The organism is Sphaerotilus sp., assembly GCF_041083715.1.
Classification (GTDB): Bacteria; Pseudomonadota; Gammaproteobacteria; order Burkholderiales; family Burkholderiaceae_C; genus Sphaerotilus.
Genome location: NZ_JBFPGY010000358.1, coordinates 1 through 17448, shown reverse-complemented (window position 1 = coordinate 17448; position 17448 = coordinate 1). Strand labels below are relative to the sequence as shown.

Below are 17448 nucleotides of genomic sequence, written 5' to 3'. Positions count from 1 at the left end.
CGGCCAGCGCCGCGACGGTGCTCGGCGCGCTGGCGCTGTACACGCTGCGCCGCCGCCGCCACGCCGGCAACCGCCTGCGCTGGATGGCCCTGGCTGCGCTGGGCATGGTGGTCGCCCACACCCTGCTCGGTGCCAGCGTCTGGCATCCGGCACTCTATGTCGTCCATCTGCTGACGCTTGCGGCGGTGCAGCCCTTCTGGGCCGCCAGCGAGCAGGTGCTGAACCAGCGGGTGCTCGACCTCGACGGGGCACTCGCCGACCGAATCGTGGTCCGCGAGGGGGTGCTGTGGGCCTTCCGGATGCTGGCGCTGGGCGGCTTCTGGTGGTGCGTGCAGGGTTGGTCGCCGATGCGGGTGCTGCTGCTTGGTGCGGGGCTGATGGCGGTGGCGGTCGTGCTGGAGTGGGCGGTCGGGCGTGCCTGGCTGCGGCGCATCGCCTGACCGTCAGCCCCGCTTCGTGGCGATCAGCGACTGCACCACTGACCCCTGCAGCCGCGGTCGATCCACATCCACCGCGCTCAGCGGCGTGACCTCCACCATCGACGCCATGCACCGCCGCGTCAGCTCCTGGTAGGTGCGGGTGCCTTCGAGCTTCCACGCCACTTCCCCGTCCGTCAGGTCGCGCAGCTTGCGCGCCGGCGAACCGACCACCAGCGTGCGCGGCGCCACTTTCTTGCCTGCCGGCACGAACGCGCACGCTGCCACGATCGCCGCCTCGCCCACCTCCGCCTCGTCCATCACCACGGCGTTCATGCCGACCAGCGCGTCTCGGCGCACGGTGCAACTGTGCAGAACGGCGCCATGGCCGATGTGGCCGTTTTCCTCGACGAGGGTGTCCTGGTCAGGAAAGCCGTGGATCACGCAGGTGTCCTGCACATTCACGCCCTGGTGCAGCACGATGCGCCCGAAGTCGCCGCGCAGGCTGGCGCAGGGACCGATGTAGCAGTCCGGGCCGACGATCACGTCGCCGATCAGCACGGCGGTGGGGTGGACGTAGGCCGTGGGGTGGACGACAGGGATGACGCCTTCGAGGCTGTAGCAAGGCATGGCGGGTTTCTTTCAAAGGCGTTCAGGGTTTGTCCGGGGCTGCTTTGACTTGCATCAGAGCATGTGGGCAATCTAATATCTACCGAACGGTCGGTCAATTCAGATCAACCCCATGTCCATGCCCACGAGGAGACCACTGCATGCCGGAGTCCCTGCTCCTGAAAGCGCAAGAAGGTGCGGTGTTGACGCTGACGCTCAACCGCCCGGCGGCGCTCAACAGCTTCACCACGGCGCTGCACCGCGCGCTGTTCACCGCGCTGGACGATGCGGCGGCGGATGTCCGTGTGCGCTGCGTGGTGCTGACGGGGGCGGGGCGGGCGTTCTGCGCCGGGCAGGACCTGTCGGACCCGGTCGTGGCGCCGGATCCGACGCCGGGCGCAGCGCCGAAAGACCTCGGCCACGTCATCGAACACCACTACCGCCCGCTGGTGCTGCGGCTGCGCTCGATGCCGGTGCCGGTGGTGGCGGTGGTCAACGGCGTGGCGGCGGGGGCGGGCGCGAATCTGGCGCTGGCCTGTGACCTCGTGCTGGCGGCCCGCTCGGCCAGCTTCATCCAGGCCTTCACCAAGATCGGTCTGGTGCCGGACACGGCGGGCACCTGGCTGCTGCCGCGGCTGGTCGGCCGGGCGCAGGCGCTCGGGCTGGCGCTGCTGGGCGACAAGCTGCCCGCGACCGAGGCCGAGCGCATCGGTCTGATCTGGCGCTGTGTCGACGACGCCGCGCTGCAGACCGACGCGCAGGCGCTGGCGCAGCGGCTGGCCGCGATGCCGGTGGCTGCGCTGGCGGCCACACGGCAGGCGATGGATGCTGCGCAGGGCATGGACCTGTCCGAGGCGCTCGATGCGGAATGCACCCTGCAACGCCACTTCGGCGCCGCGCATGACTACCAGGAAGGCGTGGCGGCGTTCATGGCCAAGCGTCCACCGACCTTCACGGACCGCTGACATGACCCCACAAGACACCGCCGACCACGTCGGCACCGGGATGATGGCCAAGGACCGGGCCTGCCAGGCGCTGGGCATCCGCGTCATGCACATCGCCCCCGGCCGCGCCACGATGGCGATGACCGTGCGTCCTGACATGCTCAACGGCTTCGCCATCTGCCATGGCGGGCTGATCACCACGCTGGCGGACTCGGCCTTCGCCTACGCCTGCAACTCGTACAACGAACTGACCGTGGCTTCGGGCCTGTCGGTGGATTTCGTGGCACCGGGCCGGGAGGGCGACGTGCTCACCGCCGCCGCCGAGGAAGTCTCGCTTGCTGGCCGCACCGGCGTGTACGACGTGAACGTGACCAACCAGCGCGGCGAGCGCATCGCCGTGTTCCGCGGCCGCTCGTACTGCATGAAGGGCCGGCCGACCGTGCCGCCCGCCGCCTGAATCCAGACCGACCAGACGAGGAGACTTTGCCCATGCCCGTGCGCCAACCCACCCCCGGTGAGCTGGAACCGATCGAGACCGCCAGCCGCGACGAGGTCGCCGCGCTGCAGCTCGACCGCCTGCGCTGGACGCTGCAGCACGCGTACGACAACGTGCCGCACTACCGTGCCGCGTTCGACGCGAAAGGCGTGCATCCGAGCGACCTGAAGACGCTGGCCGATCTCGCCAGGTTTCCTTTCACCACCAAGAAGGATCTGCGAGACCACTATCCGTTCGGCCTCTTCGCCGTGCCGCGCACGCAGGTTGCCCGCATCCACGCGTCGTCGGGCACCACCGGCAAGCCGACCGTGGTGGGCTACACGCAGGGCGACATCGACCGCTGGGCCGATCTCGTGGCACGTTCGATCCGCGCTGCGGGCGGCCGGGCCGGCGACATCGTCCACGTCGCCTATGGCTACGGTCTGTTCACCGGCGGCCTTGGCGCGCACTACGGCGCCGAGCGGCTCGGCTGCACGGTGATCCCCATGTCTGGCGGCCAGACCGAGAAGCAGGTTCAACTCATCACCGACTTCAAGCCGGACATCATCATGGTCACCCCCAGCTACATGCAGGTGATCATCGAGGAGTTCGTGCGCCAGGGGCTTGACCCGGTGCAGTCCTCGCTGAAGGTCGGCATCTTCGGTGCCGAGCCGTGGACCGAGGCCATGCGCCGCGAGATCGAGGGCAAGGCCGGCATCGACGCGGTGGACATCTACGGGCTGTCCGAGGTGATGGGGCCGGGTGTGGCGAGCGAATGCATCGAATCCAAGGACGGGCCGGTGATCTGGGAAGACCATTTCTTCCCCGAGATCATCGACCCGGAGACGGGCGAGGTGTTGCCCGACGGTTCGGAAGGCGAGCTGGTCTTCACCACGCTGACCAAGGAAGCGCTGCCCGTCATCCGCTACCGCACCCGCGACCTCACGCGGCTGCTGCCACCCACGTCCCGTGCCTTCCGCCGCATCGGCAAGATCGTCGGCCGCAGCGACGACATGCTCATCATCCGCGGCGTCAATGTCTTCCCGACGCAGATCGAGGAGATCGTGCTGGCGCACCCGCAGCTCTCGGGCCAGTACCAGATCCTCGTCAGCCGCGAGGGCGCGCTGGACCAGGTGGGTGTGCGCTGCGAGCTGCAGCCCGGCGTGGTGCTGAGCGGCGAAGAACACCAGGCCGTCACCGCCTGGGTCACGCACCGCATCAAGACGCTGGTGGGCATCTCGACGCGTGTCGAGGTGCTGCCCACCGACTCGATCGAGCGCACGCTGGTCGGCAAGGCGCGCCGCGTCATCGACCAGCGCAAGCGCTGAAAGGAACCCCCATGTACACACAAGCGATGGACACGATGGGCCGCGAGGAAGGCAGCCGCAAGGTGGTCCGCTCGGCCGAGGAGGCACAGCTCGAAGCGCGCTTCGACGCCCGCATCGACGACGGCGGCTTCATCGAGGCCAAGGACTGGATGCCCGAGCACTACCGCAAGACGCTGGTGCGCCAGATCAGCCAGCACGCGCACTCGGAAATCGTCGGCATGCTGCCCGAGGGCAACTGGATCACCCGCGCGCCCACGCTCAAGCGCAAGGCGATCCTGATGGCCAAGGTCCAGGATGAAGGGGGCCACGGCCTCTACCTCTACGCCGCCGCGGAAACGCTGGGCACCAGCCGTGACCAGCTGCTTGACGCCCTGCACACCGGCAAGGCCAAGTACAGCTCGATCTTCAACTACCCGACGCTGACCTGGGCCGACATCGGCGTGATCGGCTGGCTGGTGGATGGCGCGGCGATCATGAACCAGGTGCCGATCTGCCGCTGCAGCTACGCGCCGTACGCGCGGGCGATGGTGCGCATCTGCCGCGAGGAGAGCTTCCACCAGCGCCAGGGCTACGACAGCCTGCTGGTGATGATGCAGAACGGCACCGCGGCCCAGAAGGCGATGGTGCAGGACGCGGTGAACCGCTGGTGGTGGCCGTCGATCATGATGTTCGGCCCGCCGGACGACCAGTCGCCCAACTCGGCGCAGTCGATGCGCTGGGGCATCAAGCGCATCTCCAACGACGACCTGCGCCAGAAGTTCATCGACGCGACGGTGCCGCAGGCCGAGGTGCTCGGCGTCACGCTGCCCGATCCGGACCTCCATTGGAACGCCGAGCGCGGCCACCACGACTTCGGTGTCATCGACTGGGCCGAGTTCTGGCGCGTGGTCGGCGGCGACGGGCCGTGCAACCGCGAACGGCTGGGCGCCCGGGTCCAGGCCTGGGAAGACGGCGCCTGGGTCCGCGAGGCCGCGCTGGCCCACGCCCGCAAGCAACCCCAACCTCTGAAGGCATCCGCATGAGCACTCCGAACAGCACGCACAACGAATGGCCCCTGTGGGAGGTCTTCGTCCGCAGCAAGGCGGGCCTGGACCACAAGCACTGCGGCAGCCTGCACGCACCCGACGCAAAGCTGGCGATCCAGCTCGCCCGCGAGGTCTACACCCGCCGTCAGGAAGGATCGAGCCTCTGGGTCGTGCCTTCGGACCAGATCACCGCCAGCGACCCGGGCGACAAGGACATGTACTTCGACCCGATGGAGGACAAGGTCTACCGCCACCCGACCTTCTACCACCTGCCCGAGTCCGTGGACCACATGTGAAGGCGGACCGGACATGAGCACGCCTTCCATCCAGCCGAGCCGCGATCCGTCGGTGCAGTACCTGCTGCGCCTCGGAGATACCTGCCTGATCCTGGGCCAGCGCCTGGGCGAGTGGTGCGGCCACGCGCCCATCCTCGAAGAGGACATCGCGCTGACCAACATGGCCCTCGACCTGATCGGCCAGTCCCGCGCGCTGCTGACCCGCGCCGGCCAGCTCGGTGCCGCGGCTGGCGCGCCGCTGCTCGACGAGGACCAGCTCGCCTTCCTGCGCGAGGAGCGCGACTACCTGAACGCCACGCTGGTCGAGCTGCCCCGCGGCGACTTTGCCTGCACGGTGCTGCGCAACGCGATGGTCGCCACCTTCCTGCGCCTGATGTGGACGCGCCTGACGGTGTCCAGCGACCAGGAACTCGCCGCCATCGCCGGCAAGGCGGTCAAGGAGGCCCGTTACCACGAGCAGCACGCCGCCGACTGGGTCGTGCGTCTGGGTGACGGCACCGACGAGTCGCACCGCCGCATGGTCGCCGCCGTCGACACGCTCTGGCGCTACAGCAGCGAGCTGTTCGACGCCGACGCAGTCGACGAGGCCGCGGCAGCCTGCGGTCTGGGGCCGCGCTGGTCGGACCTGCGCGGGGACTGGGAGGCGGCGATGGGCGAGTTGCTGACCGACGCCGGTCTGGCGGCGCCCAAGGCCTCCACCTTCCTGACCACCGGCAAGCGCGGCGTGCACAGCGAGCACATGGGCTTCATCCTGGCCGACCTGCAGTACCTGCAGCGCGCCTATCCCGGGGGTGCCTGGTGAACACGCTGGCGCTGGACGCCGCGTCCGGTGACATTGCCCGCGCCTGGGCGGTGCTGCACGAGGTGCCTGATCCCGAAGTGCCGGCGATCTCGCTGTGCGACCTCGGCATCGTGCGGGCGGTGCGCCGCGGTGACGATGGTGTGCTGGAAGTCGTGCTCACGCCGACCTATTCCGGCTGCCCTGCCACCGAGCAGATCGAGCAGGATGCCCGCGTTGCGCTCGTCGCTGCCGGCCTGGGTCCGGTGCGCCTGTCGCTGCAGCGCGCGCCGGCCTGGACCACCGACTGGATCAGCGAGGACGGCCGCCGCAAGCTGCGCGAATATGGCATCGCCCCACCCGGGCCGGTCGCGCCGGGCGCGGACGTGCCGATCCGGCTGGTCCGGCGTGCCGCACCTGCGGCGATCACCTGCCCGCGCTGCGGCAGCGCGCAGACCGAGCGCCTGTCCGCCTTCGGCTCGACCGCATGCAAGGCGCTCTACCGCTGCCTGAGTTGCCGCGAGCCTTTCGAACATTTCAAGCCGATCTGATTCGGCGCCTACGGAATCGCCATGAGCCTGCATTTCCACCCGCTGCGCGTGCGCGCCGTGCAAGCCGACACCGAGGAGGCCGTGCTGGTCTCCTTCGACGTGCCCGATGACCTGCGCGAGACCTTCCATTTCCAGCCCGGTCAGTACCTGACGCTGCGCGGTGACATCGACGGCCAGGACCTGCGCCGCTCGTATTCGATCTGCGCGGGGCTGGACGACGCCGCGCTGCGCGTCGGCGTGCGCAAGGTGCCCGGTGGCGTGTTCTCGACCTGGGTCAACGAGCGGCTGCAGCCGGGTGACACGCTGCAGGTCTTTCCGCCGCAAGGCCATTTCACGGTGCCGCTGGACGCCACCGCGCGTCGCCATGTCGTCGGCATCGCGGGTGGCAGCGGCATCACGCCGGTGCTGTCGCTGATGAAGAGTGTGCTGGCACGCGAGCCGCAGAGCACCTTCACGCTGATCTACGGCAACCGCACCCAGAAGTCCACGATGTTCAAGGAAGAGATCGAGGACCTGAAGAACCGCTACCTGACAAGGCTGGTGCTGCACAACGTCTTCTCCGGCGAGCACACCGACACCCCGCTCAACACCGGCCGGCTCGACGCGGACAAGCTCGCGACCTTCCTGCGCGTGCTGGTGCCCGTGGCGTCGATCGACGAGGTGTTCGTCTGCGGACCGTACAGCTTCAACGACGATGTGGAGACCGCGATGAAATCCGCCGGCGTGGCGGCCGAGCGCATCCACGTCGAGCGCTTCGGCGTGCCGGCGGCCAGGCCAGGCGCGGCGCCAGTCCACGAGATCCGCCCGGGTGACGCTGACAACGCCTGCATCGTGGTCATCCGCGACGGGCTGCAGCGCGAGATTGCCTTCCGCAAGACCGACCCGAGCATCCTGGATGCGGCGGCGGCGGCCGGGCTGGACGTGCCGTTCTCGTGCAAGTCGGGGGTATGCTGCACCTGCCGGGCCAAGGTGCTGGAGGGCCGAGTGCGGATGGACCGCAACTTCGCGCTCGACGCCAGCGAGGTGGCCGCCGGCTTCGTGCTGACCTGCCAGTCGCATCCGCTGACGGAGCGGGTCGTGCTCTCCTACGACGAACGCTGAGCCGACCCGAACCGTCGCTCGCCCTGCCTGTACCCTGCCTGTGGCCCGCACCCGATCCCCTGCCTACGATGACCAGCGCGAGATGATCCTCGCGCACGCTGCCGAGCTGTTTTCGCAGCGCGGCTACCCGGCCACCTCGATGAACCAGCTCGCCGAGGCCTGCGGGCTGTCCAAGCCGACGCTCTACCACTACTACCGCGACAAGTACGCGCTGCTGGTCCAGATCGCCGAGGGCCATGTGGCGCGGCTGGCCGAGCTGGTGCGGGGCATCGAGGCCGAGGGCCTGCCCGCCGAGCCGCGGCTGCAGCGGCTCATCGTGCGCTTCGTCGAGGAATACGCGGGTGCCCAGCACGCCCACCGCGTGCTGACCGAGGACGTGCGCTTCCTGGAGCCCGAGGACCGCGCGCGCGTGCTGGTGATGGAGCGGCAGGTGGTGGACGGCTTTGCGCGCACCCTGGTCGAGCTGCGCCCGGAGTTCAAGGATGCCCACCTCGATACCCCCGTCTCGATGCTGCTGTTCGGCATGATCAACTGGATGTTCACCTGGTTGAAGCCCGATGGCCGGCTCGGCTATGACCGGATGGCACCGATCGTGGCCGACCTGTTCTTTGGCGGCATCCACCGCATCCCCGTACCCCCTTCCGAGGAGACAACCCGATGAAACTCAACAAGATCCTGACCCTGCTGGCTGCCGCACTGACCAGTGCCGTGGCACTCGCCGACATCAACGTCGGTGTCACCGTGTCCGCCACCGGCCCGGCCGCCTCGCTCGGCATCCCCGAAAAGAACACGGTCGCGCTGATGCCCAAGCGCATTGGCGGCCAGACGATCAACTACATCGTGCTCGACGATGCCTCCGACACGACCGCGGCCGTGGCCAACGCCCGCAAGCTCATCACCGAGCACAAGGTGGACATCCTCCTCGGTTCGACCACCACGCCGAATTCGCTGGCGATGATCGATGCCGTGGCCGAAGCGCAGGTGCCGATGATCTCGATGGCCGCCTCGGCGCGCATCGTCGAGCCACAGGATGCCAAGAAACGCTGGGTCTTCAAGACGCCGCAGAACGACATCCAGATGTCGCTGGCCATCGCCGAGCACATGGCCAACAGTGGCGTGAAGACGGTGGCGTTCATCGGCTTCGCGGATGCGTATGGCGAAGGCTGGTTCCAGGAGTTTTCCAAGGCGGCCGAGCTGAAGAAGCTCAGGATCGTCGCCAGCGAGCGCTATGCCCGCAACGACACCTCGGTGACCGGGCAGGCGCTCAAGCTGATGGCGGCGCAGCCGGATGCGGTGCTGATCGCCGGTTCGGGCACACCGGCCGCACTGCCGCAGAAGACGCTCAAGGAGCGCGGCTACACCGGCAAGTTCTACCAGACGCACGGGGTGGCGAATGCCGACTTCCTGCGGGTGGGCGGCAAGGACGTGGAAGGCACCTTCCTGCCGGCCGGGCCGGTGCTGGTGGCCAGCCAGTTGCCGGCCAGCCATCCTGTCAAGAAGTCGGCCATGGCCTACGTCACCGCCTATGAGGCCGCGTACGGCGCCGGCTCCGTCTCGACCTTCGGCGGCCATGCCTGGGACAGCGGTGTGCTGATGTCGGCCGCAGTGCCAGTTGCCCTGAAGAAGGCCCAGCCGGGCACGCCGGCTTTCCGCGCTGCGCTGCGCGATGCGCTGGAGCAGGTCAGGGAATTGCCCGGCGCGCATGGCATCTTCAACATGTCCGCCACCGACCACCTCGGCCTCGACCAGCGCGCCCGCGTGATGGTCACGATCGAGAACGGTGCCTGGAAATTCGTGCCATGACGGGGCCGCTGCAAAGCTGGATCGGCGGACGCTGGCTCGGTCGGGAGGCTGCGCAGCCGCTGCGCAGTGCGGTCAGCGGTCACGTGGTCGCACAGACCCACGCCGAGGCGATCGATTTCGCCGAGGCGGTGGACCATGCCCGCCGCGTCGGACTGCCGAACCTGCTGGCGCTGGATTTCCAGCAGCGTGCCCAGCGGCTGAAGGCGCTGGCCAAGTTCCTGATGGAGCGCAAGGAGCCGCTCTACGCATCTTCCGCGCACACCGGGGCGACGCGGGCCGACTCGTGGATCGACATCGAAGGCGGTGCGGGCACGCTGTTCGCCTACGCCGGCCTGGGCAGCAACGAGCTGCCGTCGGGCAATGTCGTCCATGAAGGGCCGGCGATCCCGCTGGGCAAGAAGGGCGGCTTTGCGGGGACGCACATCCTCGTGCCGCGGCGTGGCGTGGCGGTCCACATCAACGCCTTCAACTTTCCCGTCTGGGGCCTGCTGGAGAAGTTCGCGCCGAGTTTTCTCGCGGGCATGCCCTGCATCGGCAAGCCGGCGACGGCGACCAGCTACCTCACGGAAGCGGCGGTGCGGCTGATCGTCGAGTCCGGGATCCTGCCGGAAGGGGCGCTGCAACTGGTCATCGGCGGCACGGGCGACCTGCTCGACCGGCTGAACGGCCAGGATGTGGTGACCTTCACCGGCTCGGCCGACACGGCGGCGCGGCTGCGCGTGCATCCGAACCTGGTCCGCCATTCGGTGCCGTTCAACGCCGAGGCCGACTCGCTCAACTGCGCGATCCTGGCGCCGGACGTGACGCCGGACGACGAGGAGTTCGACCTCTTCGTCAAGGAAGTCGCCCGCGAGATGACGGTCAAGGCGGGCCAGAAATGCACCGCGATCCGCCGCGCCATCGTGCCGAGGCAGCACCTGGACGCCGTGGCCGAGCGGCTGCAGGCGCGGCTGGCCAAGGTGGTCGTCGGTGACCCGTCGGTCGACGGCGTGCGCATGGGCGCGCTGGCCTCGCACGCGCAGCAGGCCGATGTGGCCGAGCGCGTGGCGATGCTGCTGGCGGACGGCGCGGAACTGGTCCGCGGCGGTGTGGACGCGGTCCGGCCGGTCGGCGAGGGCACGGCGGGTGGCGCCTTCTTCGCGCCGACGCTGCTGCTGAGCCGCCAGCCGATGGCCCACGACGCCGTGCACGATGTCGAGGCGTTCGGCCCGGTCAGCACGCTGATGGCGTATGACGGGCTGGACGAGGCGGTGGCGCTGGCCGCACGCGGTCGCGGCTCGCTGGTGGCGACACTGGTGACCCGCGATCCGCAGATCGCCGCCCGCGTGATCCCGGAAGCGGCGGCGCTGCACGGCCGGCTGCACATCCTCGACCGCGAATCGGCGGTGGAATCGACCGGCCACGGCTCGCCGCTGCCGGTGCTGAAGCATGGCGGCCCGGGCCGGGCGGGCGGTGGCGAGGAACTCGGTGGCGTGCGGGCGGTGAAACACTACCTGCAGCGCACGGCGGTCCAAGGCTCGCCGACGATGCTGGCGGCGGTCACGGGCGAGCATGTGCGCGGCGCGAAGGTGATCGAGACCGAGGTGCATCCGTTCCGTCGCCACTTCGAGGACTTGCAGATCGGCGAGTCGCTGCTGACCCACCGGCGCACGGTGGGCGAGGCCGACATCGTCAACTTCGGCGGCATCTCGGGCGACTACTTCTACATGCACTTCGACGCGATCGCAGCCAAGGAAACGCAGTTCGGCCAGCGCATCGCGCACGGCTACTTCGTGCTGTCGGCCGCCGCCGGGCTGTTCGTCTCGCCCGCGCCTGGGCCGGTGCTGGCCAACTACGGGCTGGACACGCTGCGCTTCGTCAAGCCGGTGGCCATCGGCGACACGATCCGGGCGCGGCTGACCTGCAAGCGCAAGATCGACCGGAACCGGGTCGATCCGAGCGGGGTGGGGCAGGGCGTGGTGGCATGGGACGTGGAGGTCAGCAACCAGCACGGGGAGCTGGTGGCGAGCTACGACATCCTGACGCTGGTGGCGAAGAAGGCGGCGTCAGGCTGAGATGGGCTTGACCGCGCTGGATCAGGCGGTCGTTTGCCTCTTCGAGGGATCTGCACGCATTCCCAGGCGCGACAAGGCGGGTCAGTCGATGTCCGCATACCCGCGCAGCGTCGGCTCCTGGTTCATCAGCGGGCGTGCGCGGTCGGCCTCGCTGCAGGTGACGAACACATCCGGGAGGTGCGGCAGGGGGTGCCACGCAGGTGCGTTCGCAGCGCCATGCAGACATTGCCTGCGGTGCTGACGTGCCGATCCTCGGCGCCCGCCATGGTCCAGACCTCGCCATCGAGGAACCCATGGCGTTCGGTCTGGGTGGCTTCCCGTCAGTGTAGGCGCGCAGGCCAGTTTTCAGCAGCGAGGCGACAGATGCACGCCCGCGATCATGCAGCGCACCGAGCCCCCGGCCAGTTCCACCGTCGGCACGTCCAGCGGCACCAGCCGGGCCGTGCGCTCGATGATGGCCGTCTGCGTCGCGGTCAGGCTGTTGAAGGCCCGCTGCGACAACGCGAGCAACCGCCCGTCGCGGCCTGACAGCTCGATCGCGTTGCCGGCGAAATCGGCGATCTGCGCCGCGCTCAGCGCGATCACCTCGCGGCCCGATTCCTCCAGCCGCGCACGCACCTCGGCCGCCCGCTGCCCATCGGCCATCAGCTCGAACCCGACCAGCGCGAACGCCGTCGCCACGCACATCAGCACATTGGTGTGGTAGACCGGCCGGCCCGCGGCGTCGGCGGTGTCGAACACCATGGGCTCGAAGTTGAAGTGGGTGCAGAAGCGCTCCAGCGCGACCGGATCGGCGCGGTTCGAGCGCGCCGTGTAGGCGACGCGGGCCAGGTGGTCGAGCACCATCGCGCCGGTGCCCTCCAGGAACAGGCCGTCCAGTTCCAGCCCGGAGTAGTCGATCACGTCCTGCATCCGGTACCCGGCCTTGAGCAGCTCGATCACGTCGGCGCGGCGCTCCCGTCGTCGGCTGGGCAAGGCCATCGGGTAGAGCGCGACGTGCCCGCCCGGGTGGGTCGAGAACCAGTTGTTCGGGAAGACCGAATCGGGCGTGTCGCGCTCGCCGCGGTCCTCGAACAGGTGCACCCGCACCCCCTCGGTCTCCAGGCGCTCGGCGGCGCTGGTGACTTCGCGGTAGGCGGCGTCGGCCACGGCTTGCGTGGCGGTCGGATCGGCTGGGCGCTGGAAGGCGTTGTCGGCGGTGGTCTCCGGGTTGGGGGTGAACCGGTGTGGTCGCACCATGACCACGGCGGCAGGTGCCTGTATCGAACGGAAGAGGGGGCTGTTCATGGCGGAGATTCTTCCGCCCGGACGCGCCAGAATGAAGCGTGCAGTTTGTCTGGTTGCTACATTGACAGAGCAATCTGCCCATCCTGATTGCCACTTTGCCCGATACCCCATGGACGACATCGACCGACACCTCATCGCCCTGCTCCGTGACGACGCCCGCCTGTCGATGGTCGAACTGGCCCGCACGCTGGGCGTGGCCCGCGCCACGGTGCAGAACCGCCTGGCCCGCCTGGAGCGCGACGGCACGATCGTCGGGTACACCGTGCGCCTGCGCCCCGAGGCCGAGGCCCAGCGCATCCGCGCCATCATGAGCATCGAGGTCGAGGGGCACCGCGGTGGGGAGGTACGCCGTCTGCTGCGCGGTCATCCGAACGTGGTGGCACTGCACACGACCAATGGCCGCTGGGACCTGGTGGCTGAACTGCGCGCGGACACGCTCGAAGCCTTCGACAAGGTGCTGAGCGCGATCCGGCTGATCGAAGGCATCTCGAACACGGAAACGAGCCTGCTGCTGACGACGGACAAGGCGTAGCCGGGTCGGACCACCCATCGGCGCATCCGCTTCGGGGTCATTGCCGAGAGGCGGCATCGAAGTGCTGTGGTTGAATGGCCGGTCCCTCAGAAATCGATTTCCAATCAGCAAATCCACTCTCACGGAGCTGTCCCATGCCCGGTCTGTTGCCCCACGTCGATCCCGACGGTCTGCTCGAATACTCGGTTGTCTACACCGACCGCGCTCTCAACCACATGTCGCAGCGCTTCCAGGGCGTCATGCGTGGCATTTCTGGTGTGCTGAAGGAGGCATACAACGCCCGCTCGGCCATCGTCGTGCCCGGCAGCGGCTCGTTCGGCATGGAGGCGGTGGCCCGCCAGTTCGCCACGCAGCAGCGGGTGCTGGTGATCCGCAACGGCTGGTTCAGCTTCCGCTGGTCGCAGATCTTCGACATGGGTGGCATTCCCTCGGACACCCGTGTGCTCAAGGCGCGCCAGGTCGCCAGCGGCCCGCAGGCGCCATTCGCGCCAGCGCCGATCGACGAGGTGGTCGCCGCGATCGCCGAGTTCCGCCCCGGTGTCGTCTTCGCGCCGCACGTGGAAACCGCCAGCGGCATGATCCTGCCCGACGACTACCTGAAGGCGGTGGCCGATGCGGTGCACGCCGTCGGCGGCGTGTTCGTGCTCGACTGCATCGCCTCGGGTGCGATGTGGGTGGACATGGCGGCCACGGGCGTGGACGTGCTGATCAGCGCGCCGCAGAAAGGCTGGAGCGGCTCGCCGTGCTGCGCCTTCGTGATGCTGAGCGAACTGGCGCGGGCGCGCATCGACGGCACCACCAGCACCAGCTTCGCCTGTGACCTGAAGAAGTGGCTCCAGATCATGGAGACCTATGAAGGTGGCGGCCACGTCTACCACACCACCATGCCCACCGACGCGCTGACCAGATGCCTCGCCGCGATGGAGGAAACCCGCGCGGGCGGGTTCGCCTACCTGAAGGCGCAGCAGGTGGAACTCGGCCGGCGGGTCCGCGAGCTGATGGTGCGCCGCGGCTTTCCGAGTGTCGCCGCCGAGGGCTTCCAGGCACCGGGCGTGGTGGTCAGCTACACGACCGACCCGGACATCCAGTCGGCGAAGAAATTCATCGCACAAGGGCTGCAGACGGCGTCTGGCGTGCCGCTGCAGTGCGACGAGCCTGCAGAGTTCCGCAGCTTCCGCATCGGCCTGTTCGGGCTGGAGAAGCTGCACCACATCGATCGCAGCGTCGCGGCACTGGACGCGGCACTCGACCGCATCCAGGCACCGGCCGCGCAGCCGGTACAGACCGGCAGCGTCAGCGCTTGAGGTGGTCGTGCGCGGCCATGCCGATCAGCATGGCTGCCACGAAGAGGGCCGCATCGCCCCAGCCGCTGCCCAGGGCCACAATGGCCGGCCCCGGGCAGAAGCCGGCGATGCCCCAGCCGATGCCGAACAACAGACCGCCCAGCACCAGCGGGCCGTCGATCTGCGTGGCGCGGGGCCAGTCGATGGGTTCGCCGTCCCAGGTCCTGCCGCGCCGCCGCGCCCATGCGAAGGCCACCAGCCCGATGCCCACGGCGGCCCCCATCACCAAGGCGAGGCTCGGGTCCCAGGCGCCGCCCAGGTCCAGAAAGGCCTGCACCTTGAGTGGCTGTGTCATGCCGGCGGCGATCAGGCCCAGCCCGAACACGAGGCCTGACAGCAGGGCGATCGGCAGGCGCATCGAGGTCTTGTGCATGGTGTTCATCCCAACAGGTGACGCATGACGGCCACGGTGGCGAATCCCGCCCCCATGAACACCAGCACATTGACCAGCGAGCGCAGCGACAGCCGGCTCAGTCCGCACACGCCGTGGCCGCTGGTACAGCCATTGCCCAGCCGCGAGCCGAATCCGACCAGCAGGCCGGCCACGATCAGACCCATGGTGGATGCACCGGCCTGCCGGGCTGGCAGCTCGGCTGCCAACCGCCAGAGCCACGGCGACAGCAGCAGACCCAGCAGGAACAGCAGCCGCGTGGCCTGCGGCGCCAGCGACTGGCCCCGCACCAGCGCCTTGAGCGGCTCGCCGACGATGCCGGCAATGCCGGCGATGCGCCCGCTGCCCAGCAGGAACAGCGCCGAAGCCAGGCCGATGAGCGCGCCACCGGCGAGTGCTGCACCGGGGGTGAAGTGAATCCAGTCGAGGGTCATGTTGTCATGGATCAAGAGTCGACTGCGGATCCTAGCGGGCTTGCACGATGCACGCAATACACCCCATGGGGCATCCAGCATCCCGCACCGAGTCGTGAACTATCTACGTCGATAGTCGAGCCATTCACCCTGTTTCTGGCGTGGTCTGTGTGGTATTGCACGGGCTATCCGTGCCAATTCAAACGATGGTACATGTGCGTTTATTGCATGATTCCTGCATCACTTCAGAGCGCTTCATGACCGCGTCCATTTCCGTTCTCCACGTCGGTGCCGACGCACCCCAAGCGTCAGATTCCCGTTTCGGGCGCTGTGTCTGGCGCTTGTGTCCGACGCTGGAGATGGCGCAGGCTGCGCTGGCCGAGTCCACCCCCGAGGCGATCCTGATCTCCTGCGCGGATGAGGCAGAGGCGAAAACACTGCCCTATTGGGCGGCCTGGACGCAGGCGGTGCTGGCGGCGGCGGTGGTGGTGCGCACGCCTGCGCCTTCGCGCGAGCTGATGCTGAGCCTGCTGCGGGCGGGCGTGCAGGACGTGCTGCCGTCCGGGCAGTCCGATGACGAGTCGATCGGGCGCAGCCTGTGTCTGGCGATCGAGCGCAAGCGGCAGGAGCAGGAGCTGCGCCGCGCCTGGTCGATCGATCTGGCCACGGGGCTGCCGAACCGCGTCCAGCTGATGGAGTTGCTGCACCAGCTCTGCGCGCTGCGCGAGCGCGAGCCGGCGCCGATGGCCTTGCTGGTGATCCGTGTCGAAGGACTGGCGACGACCGAAGCCCGTCTTGGTGTGGCGGCGGCGCAGGCGCTGCGGCGCAAGCTCGCGGTGCGGCTGCGCAGCGGGCTGCGCGCCAGCGATGTGGTGTCGGCGCTGGCACCGGATGCGTTCGCAGTGGTGCTGACCCGCCTGGAGGCGCCGGAGGATGGTGACCGGGTGGCCCTCAAGCTGTCCCAGATGCTGCGCGAGCCGTTCATGGTCAGTGCGCAAACGGCCGTGGTCACTGTCTCGACCGGTCTGGCCGTCTATCCGTCCGATGGCCGGCAGCCTGAAGAAATGCTCAAGACGGCATTGTCGGCAGCTGCTGCCCGGCGTGGTCTGGGCCGCCAGGGATTCGCGGATCGACAGGAGAGGGGCGCCGCATCGGTCGCCAATGACGACTGATGCGGCGTCTCGGGCACCCGGCTCAGCGTGCAGGTCGGAAGGTGTGCCGGCCTGACGGCGAGGCCACTGTCGAGGTGGCCATCCACTCGGCGAGCTGGGACATCGACAGCGGACGGCAGATGCCATACCCCTGCGCCACATCGCAGCCGTAGTCGCGCAACAGGCCCATCACGACACTGTCCTCCACGCCCTCGGCGACGACATGGATGTCGAGCTGGTGGCAGAGGTCGATGGTCGAGCGCACGATCGCTGCATCCGCCTTGCTGGTGACCAGCGAGATGACGAAGTACTTGTCGATCTTGAGCGTGTGCAACGGCAGGCGCTTGAGGCGCTGCAGCGACGAGAAACCGGTGCCGTAGTCGTCCAGCGCCACCCGGATGCCGCGGCTGGCGAGATCGTGCAGCGTGGCAACAGCACGCTCCTCGTCCTCGACGACGATCTGCTCGGTGATCTCCAGCTCCAGCCGGTCGGCCGGGAACTGGATGTCGTCCAGCATGCGCATCAGCCGGTCGGTCAGATTCGGGTGCAGGAACTGGCGCGGCGAGATGTTGACGGCCAGCGACAGCGGCATCGACCGGATGGCCGCACAGGCTTCCCGCAGCACCCAGTCGCCCGCGTCCATGATCAGACCGGTCTGCTCCAGGATATCGATGAACTGGTCCGGCATCTGCAGCCCCATGCCCGGGCGGTTCCAGCGCAGCAGCGCCTCGACCCCCATGACCTGTCCGGTGCGCAGATCGACCTTGGGTTGGTAGTGCAGTTCGAACTCGCCCCGCTCCAGGCCCCGGTAGAGCGCCACTTCGGTGTTCAGCCGGTCGATCACGCGGTCGTGCATGTCGGCGGTGTAGAAGTGGTAGCTCGATCCGGCGGCTTCGCGGGCACGGGCACGCGCGGCACCCGAATGCTGCAGCAGCGTGTCGACATCCTGCC

General features: G+C 68.6%; 20 protein-coding genes. 15 read left to right on the top strand and 5 right to left on the bottom strand.

All coding sequences use genetic code 11. The annotated features are described in order from the left end of the window. On the top strand, positions 1-440 hold a 440-nt coding region (locus AB3X43_RS17015), incomplete at its 5' end, for a hypothetical protein (protein ID WP_369431055.1). Positions 441-443: 3 nt separating this feature from the next. On the opposite strand, the gene AB3X43_RS17010 is transcribed toward AB3X43_RS17015, so the two are convergent. Next, the gene (locus tag AB3X43_RS17010; protein WP_369431053.1) at positions 444-1046 is read right to left on the bottom strand and encodes a phenylacetic acid degradation protein PaaY; all 603 of its coding nucleotides are present in this window, start codon (positions 1044-1046) and stop codon (positions 444-446) included. 140 nt (positions 1047-1186) lie between these two features. Between AB3X43_RS17010 and AB3X43_RS17005 the strand changes: the two genes are divergently transcribed. From AB3X43_RS17005 to paaZ, 11 genes are read left to right on the top strand one after another with little or no spacing between them, the layout of a single operon-like run. Next, complete coding sequence (locus tag AB3X43_RS17005; RefSeq protein WP_369431051.1) at positions 1187-1990, top strand: enoyl-CoA hydratase-related protein; 804 nt, start codon at positions 1187-1189, stop codon at positions 1988-1990. Position 1991: 1 nt separating this feature from the next. Next, positions 1992-2426 carry a hydroxyphenylacetyl-CoA thioesterase PaaI gene (gene paaI / locus AB3X43_RS17000; RefSeq protein ID WP_369431050.1) on the top strand — a complete coding sequence of 145 codons (435 nt, stop codon included), beginning with the start codon at positions 1992-1994 and terminating at the stop codon, positions 2424-2426. Positions 2427-2458: 32 nt separating this feature from the next. Then, on the top strand, positions 2459-3772 hold the full coding sequence (gene paaK, locus AB3X43_RS16995; RefSeq protein WP_369431049.1) for a phenylacetate--CoA ligase PaaK: 1314 nt from the start codon (positions 2459-2461) through the stop codon (positions 3770-3772). Positions 3773-3783: 11 nt separating this feature from the next. Next, positions 3784-4794 carry a 1,2-phenylacetyl-CoA epoxidase subunit PaaA gene (gene paaA / locus AB3X43_RS16990; RefSeq protein WP_369431048.1) on the top strand — a complete coding sequence of 337 codons (1011 nt, stop codon included), beginning with the start codon at positions 3784-3786 and terminating at the stop codon, positions 4792-4794. Further along, the gene (gene paaB, locus AB3X43_RS16985) at positions 4791-5093 is read left to right on the top strand and encodes a 1,2-phenylacetyl-CoA epoxidase subunit PaaB (RefSeq protein ID WP_369431047.1); all 303 of its coding nucleotides are present in this window, start codon (positions 4791-4793) and stop codon (positions 5091-5093) included. The genes paaA and paaB overlap by 4 nt, the downstream gene beginning before the upstream one ends. Positions 5094-5106: 13 nt before the next feature. After that, complete coding sequence (gene paaC, locus AB3X43_RS16980) at positions 5107-5895, top strand: 1,2-phenylacetyl-CoA epoxidase subunit PaaC (protein ID WP_369431045.1); 789 nt, start codon at positions 5107-5109, stop codon at positions 5893-5895. Positions 5896-5900: 5 nt separating this feature from the next. Continuing rightward, positions 5901-6422 carry a 1,2-phenylacetyl-CoA epoxidase subunit PaaD gene (gene paaD, locus AB3X43_RS16975; protein WP_369431059.1) on the top strand — a complete coding sequence of 174 codons (522 nt, stop codon included), beginning with the start codon at positions 5901-5903 and terminating at the stop codon, positions 6420-6422. A gap of 21 nt (positions 6423-6443) precedes the next feature. Further along, the gene (paaE, locus tag AB3X43_RS16970; protein WP_369431044.1) at positions 6444-7523 is read left to right on the top strand and encodes a 1,2-phenylacetyl-CoA epoxidase subunit PaaE; all 1080 of its coding nucleotides are present in this window, start codon (positions 6444-6446) and stop codon (positions 7521-7523) included. A gap of 40 nt (positions 7524-7563) precedes the next feature. Further along, entirely contained in the window at positions 7564-8184 is a 621-nt protein-coding gene (locus AB3X43_RS16965) for a TetR/AcrR family transcriptional regulator (protein ID WP_369431043.1), read from the top strand. Continuing rightward, a complete protein-coding gene (locus AB3X43_RS16960; RefSeq protein WP_369431042.1) occupies positions 8181-9326 on the top strand; it encodes an ABC transporter substrate-binding protein in 1146 nt (381 codons plus the stop codon). Before AB3X43_RS16965 ends, AB3X43_RS16960 begins: the two co-directional genes overlap by 4 nt. Then, entirely contained in the window at positions 9323-11380 is a 2058-nt protein-coding gene (paaZ, locus tag AB3X43_RS16955) for a phenylacetic acid degradation bifunctional protein PaaZ (protein ID WP_369431041.1), read from the top strand. Before AB3X43_RS16960 ends, paaZ begins: the two co-directional genes overlap by 4 nt. A gap of 345 nt (positions 11381-11725) precedes the next feature. Here the strand turns inward: paaZ and ctlX are convergent, their stop codons facing one another. After that, positions 11726-12667, bottom strand: a complete 942-nt coding sequence (gene ctlX / locus AB3X43_RS16950) for a citrulline utilization hydrolase CtlX (RefSeq protein WP_369431040.1) — start codon at positions 12665-12667, stop codon at positions 11726-11728. 109 nt (positions 12668-12776) lie between these two features. Between ctlX and AB3X43_RS16945 the strand changes: the two genes are divergently transcribed. Continuing rightward, positions 12777-13199 (top strand): Lrp/AsnC family transcriptional regulator, encoded by a 423-nt coding sequence (locus AB3X43_RS16945; protein WP_369431039.1) that lies wholly within the window; start codon positions 12777-12779, stop codon positions 13197-13199. 134 nt (positions 13200-13333) lie between these two features. Continuing rightward, positions 13334-14503 (top strand): pyridoxal-phosphate-dependent aminotransferase family protein, encoded by a 1170-nt coding sequence (locus AB3X43_RS16940; protein ID WP_369431038.1) that lies wholly within the window; start codon positions 13334-13336, stop codon positions 14501-14503. Here AB3X43_RS16940 and AB3X43_RS16935 read toward each other — a convergent pair. Beyond that, positions 14493-14900: a DUF6691 family protein gene (locus AB3X43_RS16935; protein WP_369431057.1), complete on the bottom strand. Its 408-nt coding sequence runs from the start codon at positions 14898-14900 to the stop codon at positions 14493-14495. The genes AB3X43_RS16940 and AB3X43_RS16935 overlap by 11 nt on opposite strands. Positions 14901-14920: 20 nt before the next feature. Further along, on the bottom strand, positions 14921-15367 hold the full coding sequence (locus tag AB3X43_RS16930; protein WP_369431037.1) for a YeeE/YedE family protein: 447 nt from the start codon (positions 15365-15367) through the stop codon (positions 14921-14923). A 236-nt stretch (positions 15368-15603) separates the two neighbouring features. Between AB3X43_RS16930 and AB3X43_RS16925 the strand changes: the two genes are divergently transcribed. Continuing rightward, positions 15604-16518 carry a GGDEF domain-containing protein gene (locus tag AB3X43_RS16925; RefSeq protein ID WP_369431036.1) on the top strand — a complete coding sequence of 305 codons (915 nt, stop codon included), beginning with the start codon at positions 15604-15606 and terminating at the stop codon, positions 16516-16518. Between the two features lie 22 nt (positions 16519-16540). Here the strand turns inward: AB3X43_RS16925 and AB3X43_RS16920 are convergent. Beyond that, on the bottom strand, positions 16541-17448 hold a 908-nt coding region (locus tag AB3X43_RS16920), incomplete at its 5' end, for a putative bifunctional diguanylate cyclase/phosphodiesterase (protein WP_369431035.1).

What these genes read in the sequence shown, in the direction of transcription:
- AB3X43_RS17010 (WP_369431053.1), bottom strand. Translation starts at nt 1,046, where the DNA reads ATGCCTTGCTACAGCCTCGAAGGCGTCATCCCTGTCGTCCACCCCACG.
- AB3X43_RS17005 (WP_369431051.1), top strand. Translation starts at nt 1,187, where the DNA reads ATGCCGGAGTCCCTGCTCCTGAAAGCGCAAGAAGGTGCGGTGTTGACG.
- paaI (WP_369431050.1), top strand. Translation starts at nt 1,992, where the DNA reads ATGACCCCACAAGACACCGCCGACCACGTCGGCACCGGGATGATGGCC.
- paaK (WP_369431049.1), top strand. Translation starts at nt 2,459, where the DNA reads ATGCCCGTGCGCCAACCCACCCCCGGTGAGCTGGAACCGATCGAGACC.
- paaA (WP_369431048.1), top strand. Translation starts at nt 3,784, where the DNA reads ATGTACACACAAGCGATGGACACGATGGGCCGCGAGGAAGGCAGCCGC.
- paaB (WP_369431047.1), top strand. Translation starts at nt 4,791, where the DNA reads ATGAGCACTCCGAACAGCACGCACAACGAATGGCCCCTGTGGGAGGTC.
- paaC (WP_369431045.1), top strand. Translation starts at nt 5,107, where the DNA reads ATGAGCACGCCTTCCATCCAGCCGAGCCGCGATCCGTCGGTGCAGTAC.
- paaE (WP_369431044.1), top strand. Translation starts at nt 6,444, where the DNA reads ATGAGCCTGCATTTCCACCCGCTGCGCGTGCGCGCCGTGCAAGCCGAC.
- AB3X43_RS16960 (WP_369431042.1), top strand. Translation starts at nt 8,181, where the DNA reads ATGAAACTCAACAAGATCCTGACCCTGCTGGCTGCCGCACTGACCAGT.
- paaZ (WP_369431041.1), top strand. Translation starts at nt 9,323, where the DNA reads ATGACGGGGCCGCTGCAAAGCTGGATCGGCGGACGCTGGCTCGGTCGG.
- ctlX (WP_369431040.1), bottom strand. Translation starts at nt 12,667, where the DNA reads ATGAACAGCCCCCTCTTCCGTTCGATACAGGCACCTGCCGCCGTGGTC.
- AB3X43_RS16945 (WP_369431039.1), top strand. Translation starts at nt 12,777, where the DNA reads ATGGACGACATCGACCGACACCTCATCGCCCTGCTCCGTGACGACGCC.
- AB3X43_RS16940 (WP_369431038.1), top strand. Translation starts at nt 13,334, where the DNA reads ATGCCCGGTCTGTTGCCCCACGTCGATCCCGACGGTCTGCTCGAATAC.
- AB3X43_RS16935 (WP_369431057.1), bottom strand. Translation starts at nt 14,900, where the DNA reads ATGCGCCTGCCGATCGCCCTGCTGTCAGGCCTCGTGTTCGGGCTGGGC.
- AB3X43_RS16930 (WP_369431037.1), bottom strand. Translation starts at nt 15,367, where the DNA reads ATGACCCTCGACTGGATTCACTTCACCCCCGGTGCAGCACTCGCCGGT.
- AB3X43_RS16925 (WP_369431036.1), top strand. Translation starts at nt 15,604, where the DNA reads ATGACCGCGTCCATTTCCGTTCTCCACGTCGGTGCCGACGCACCCCAA.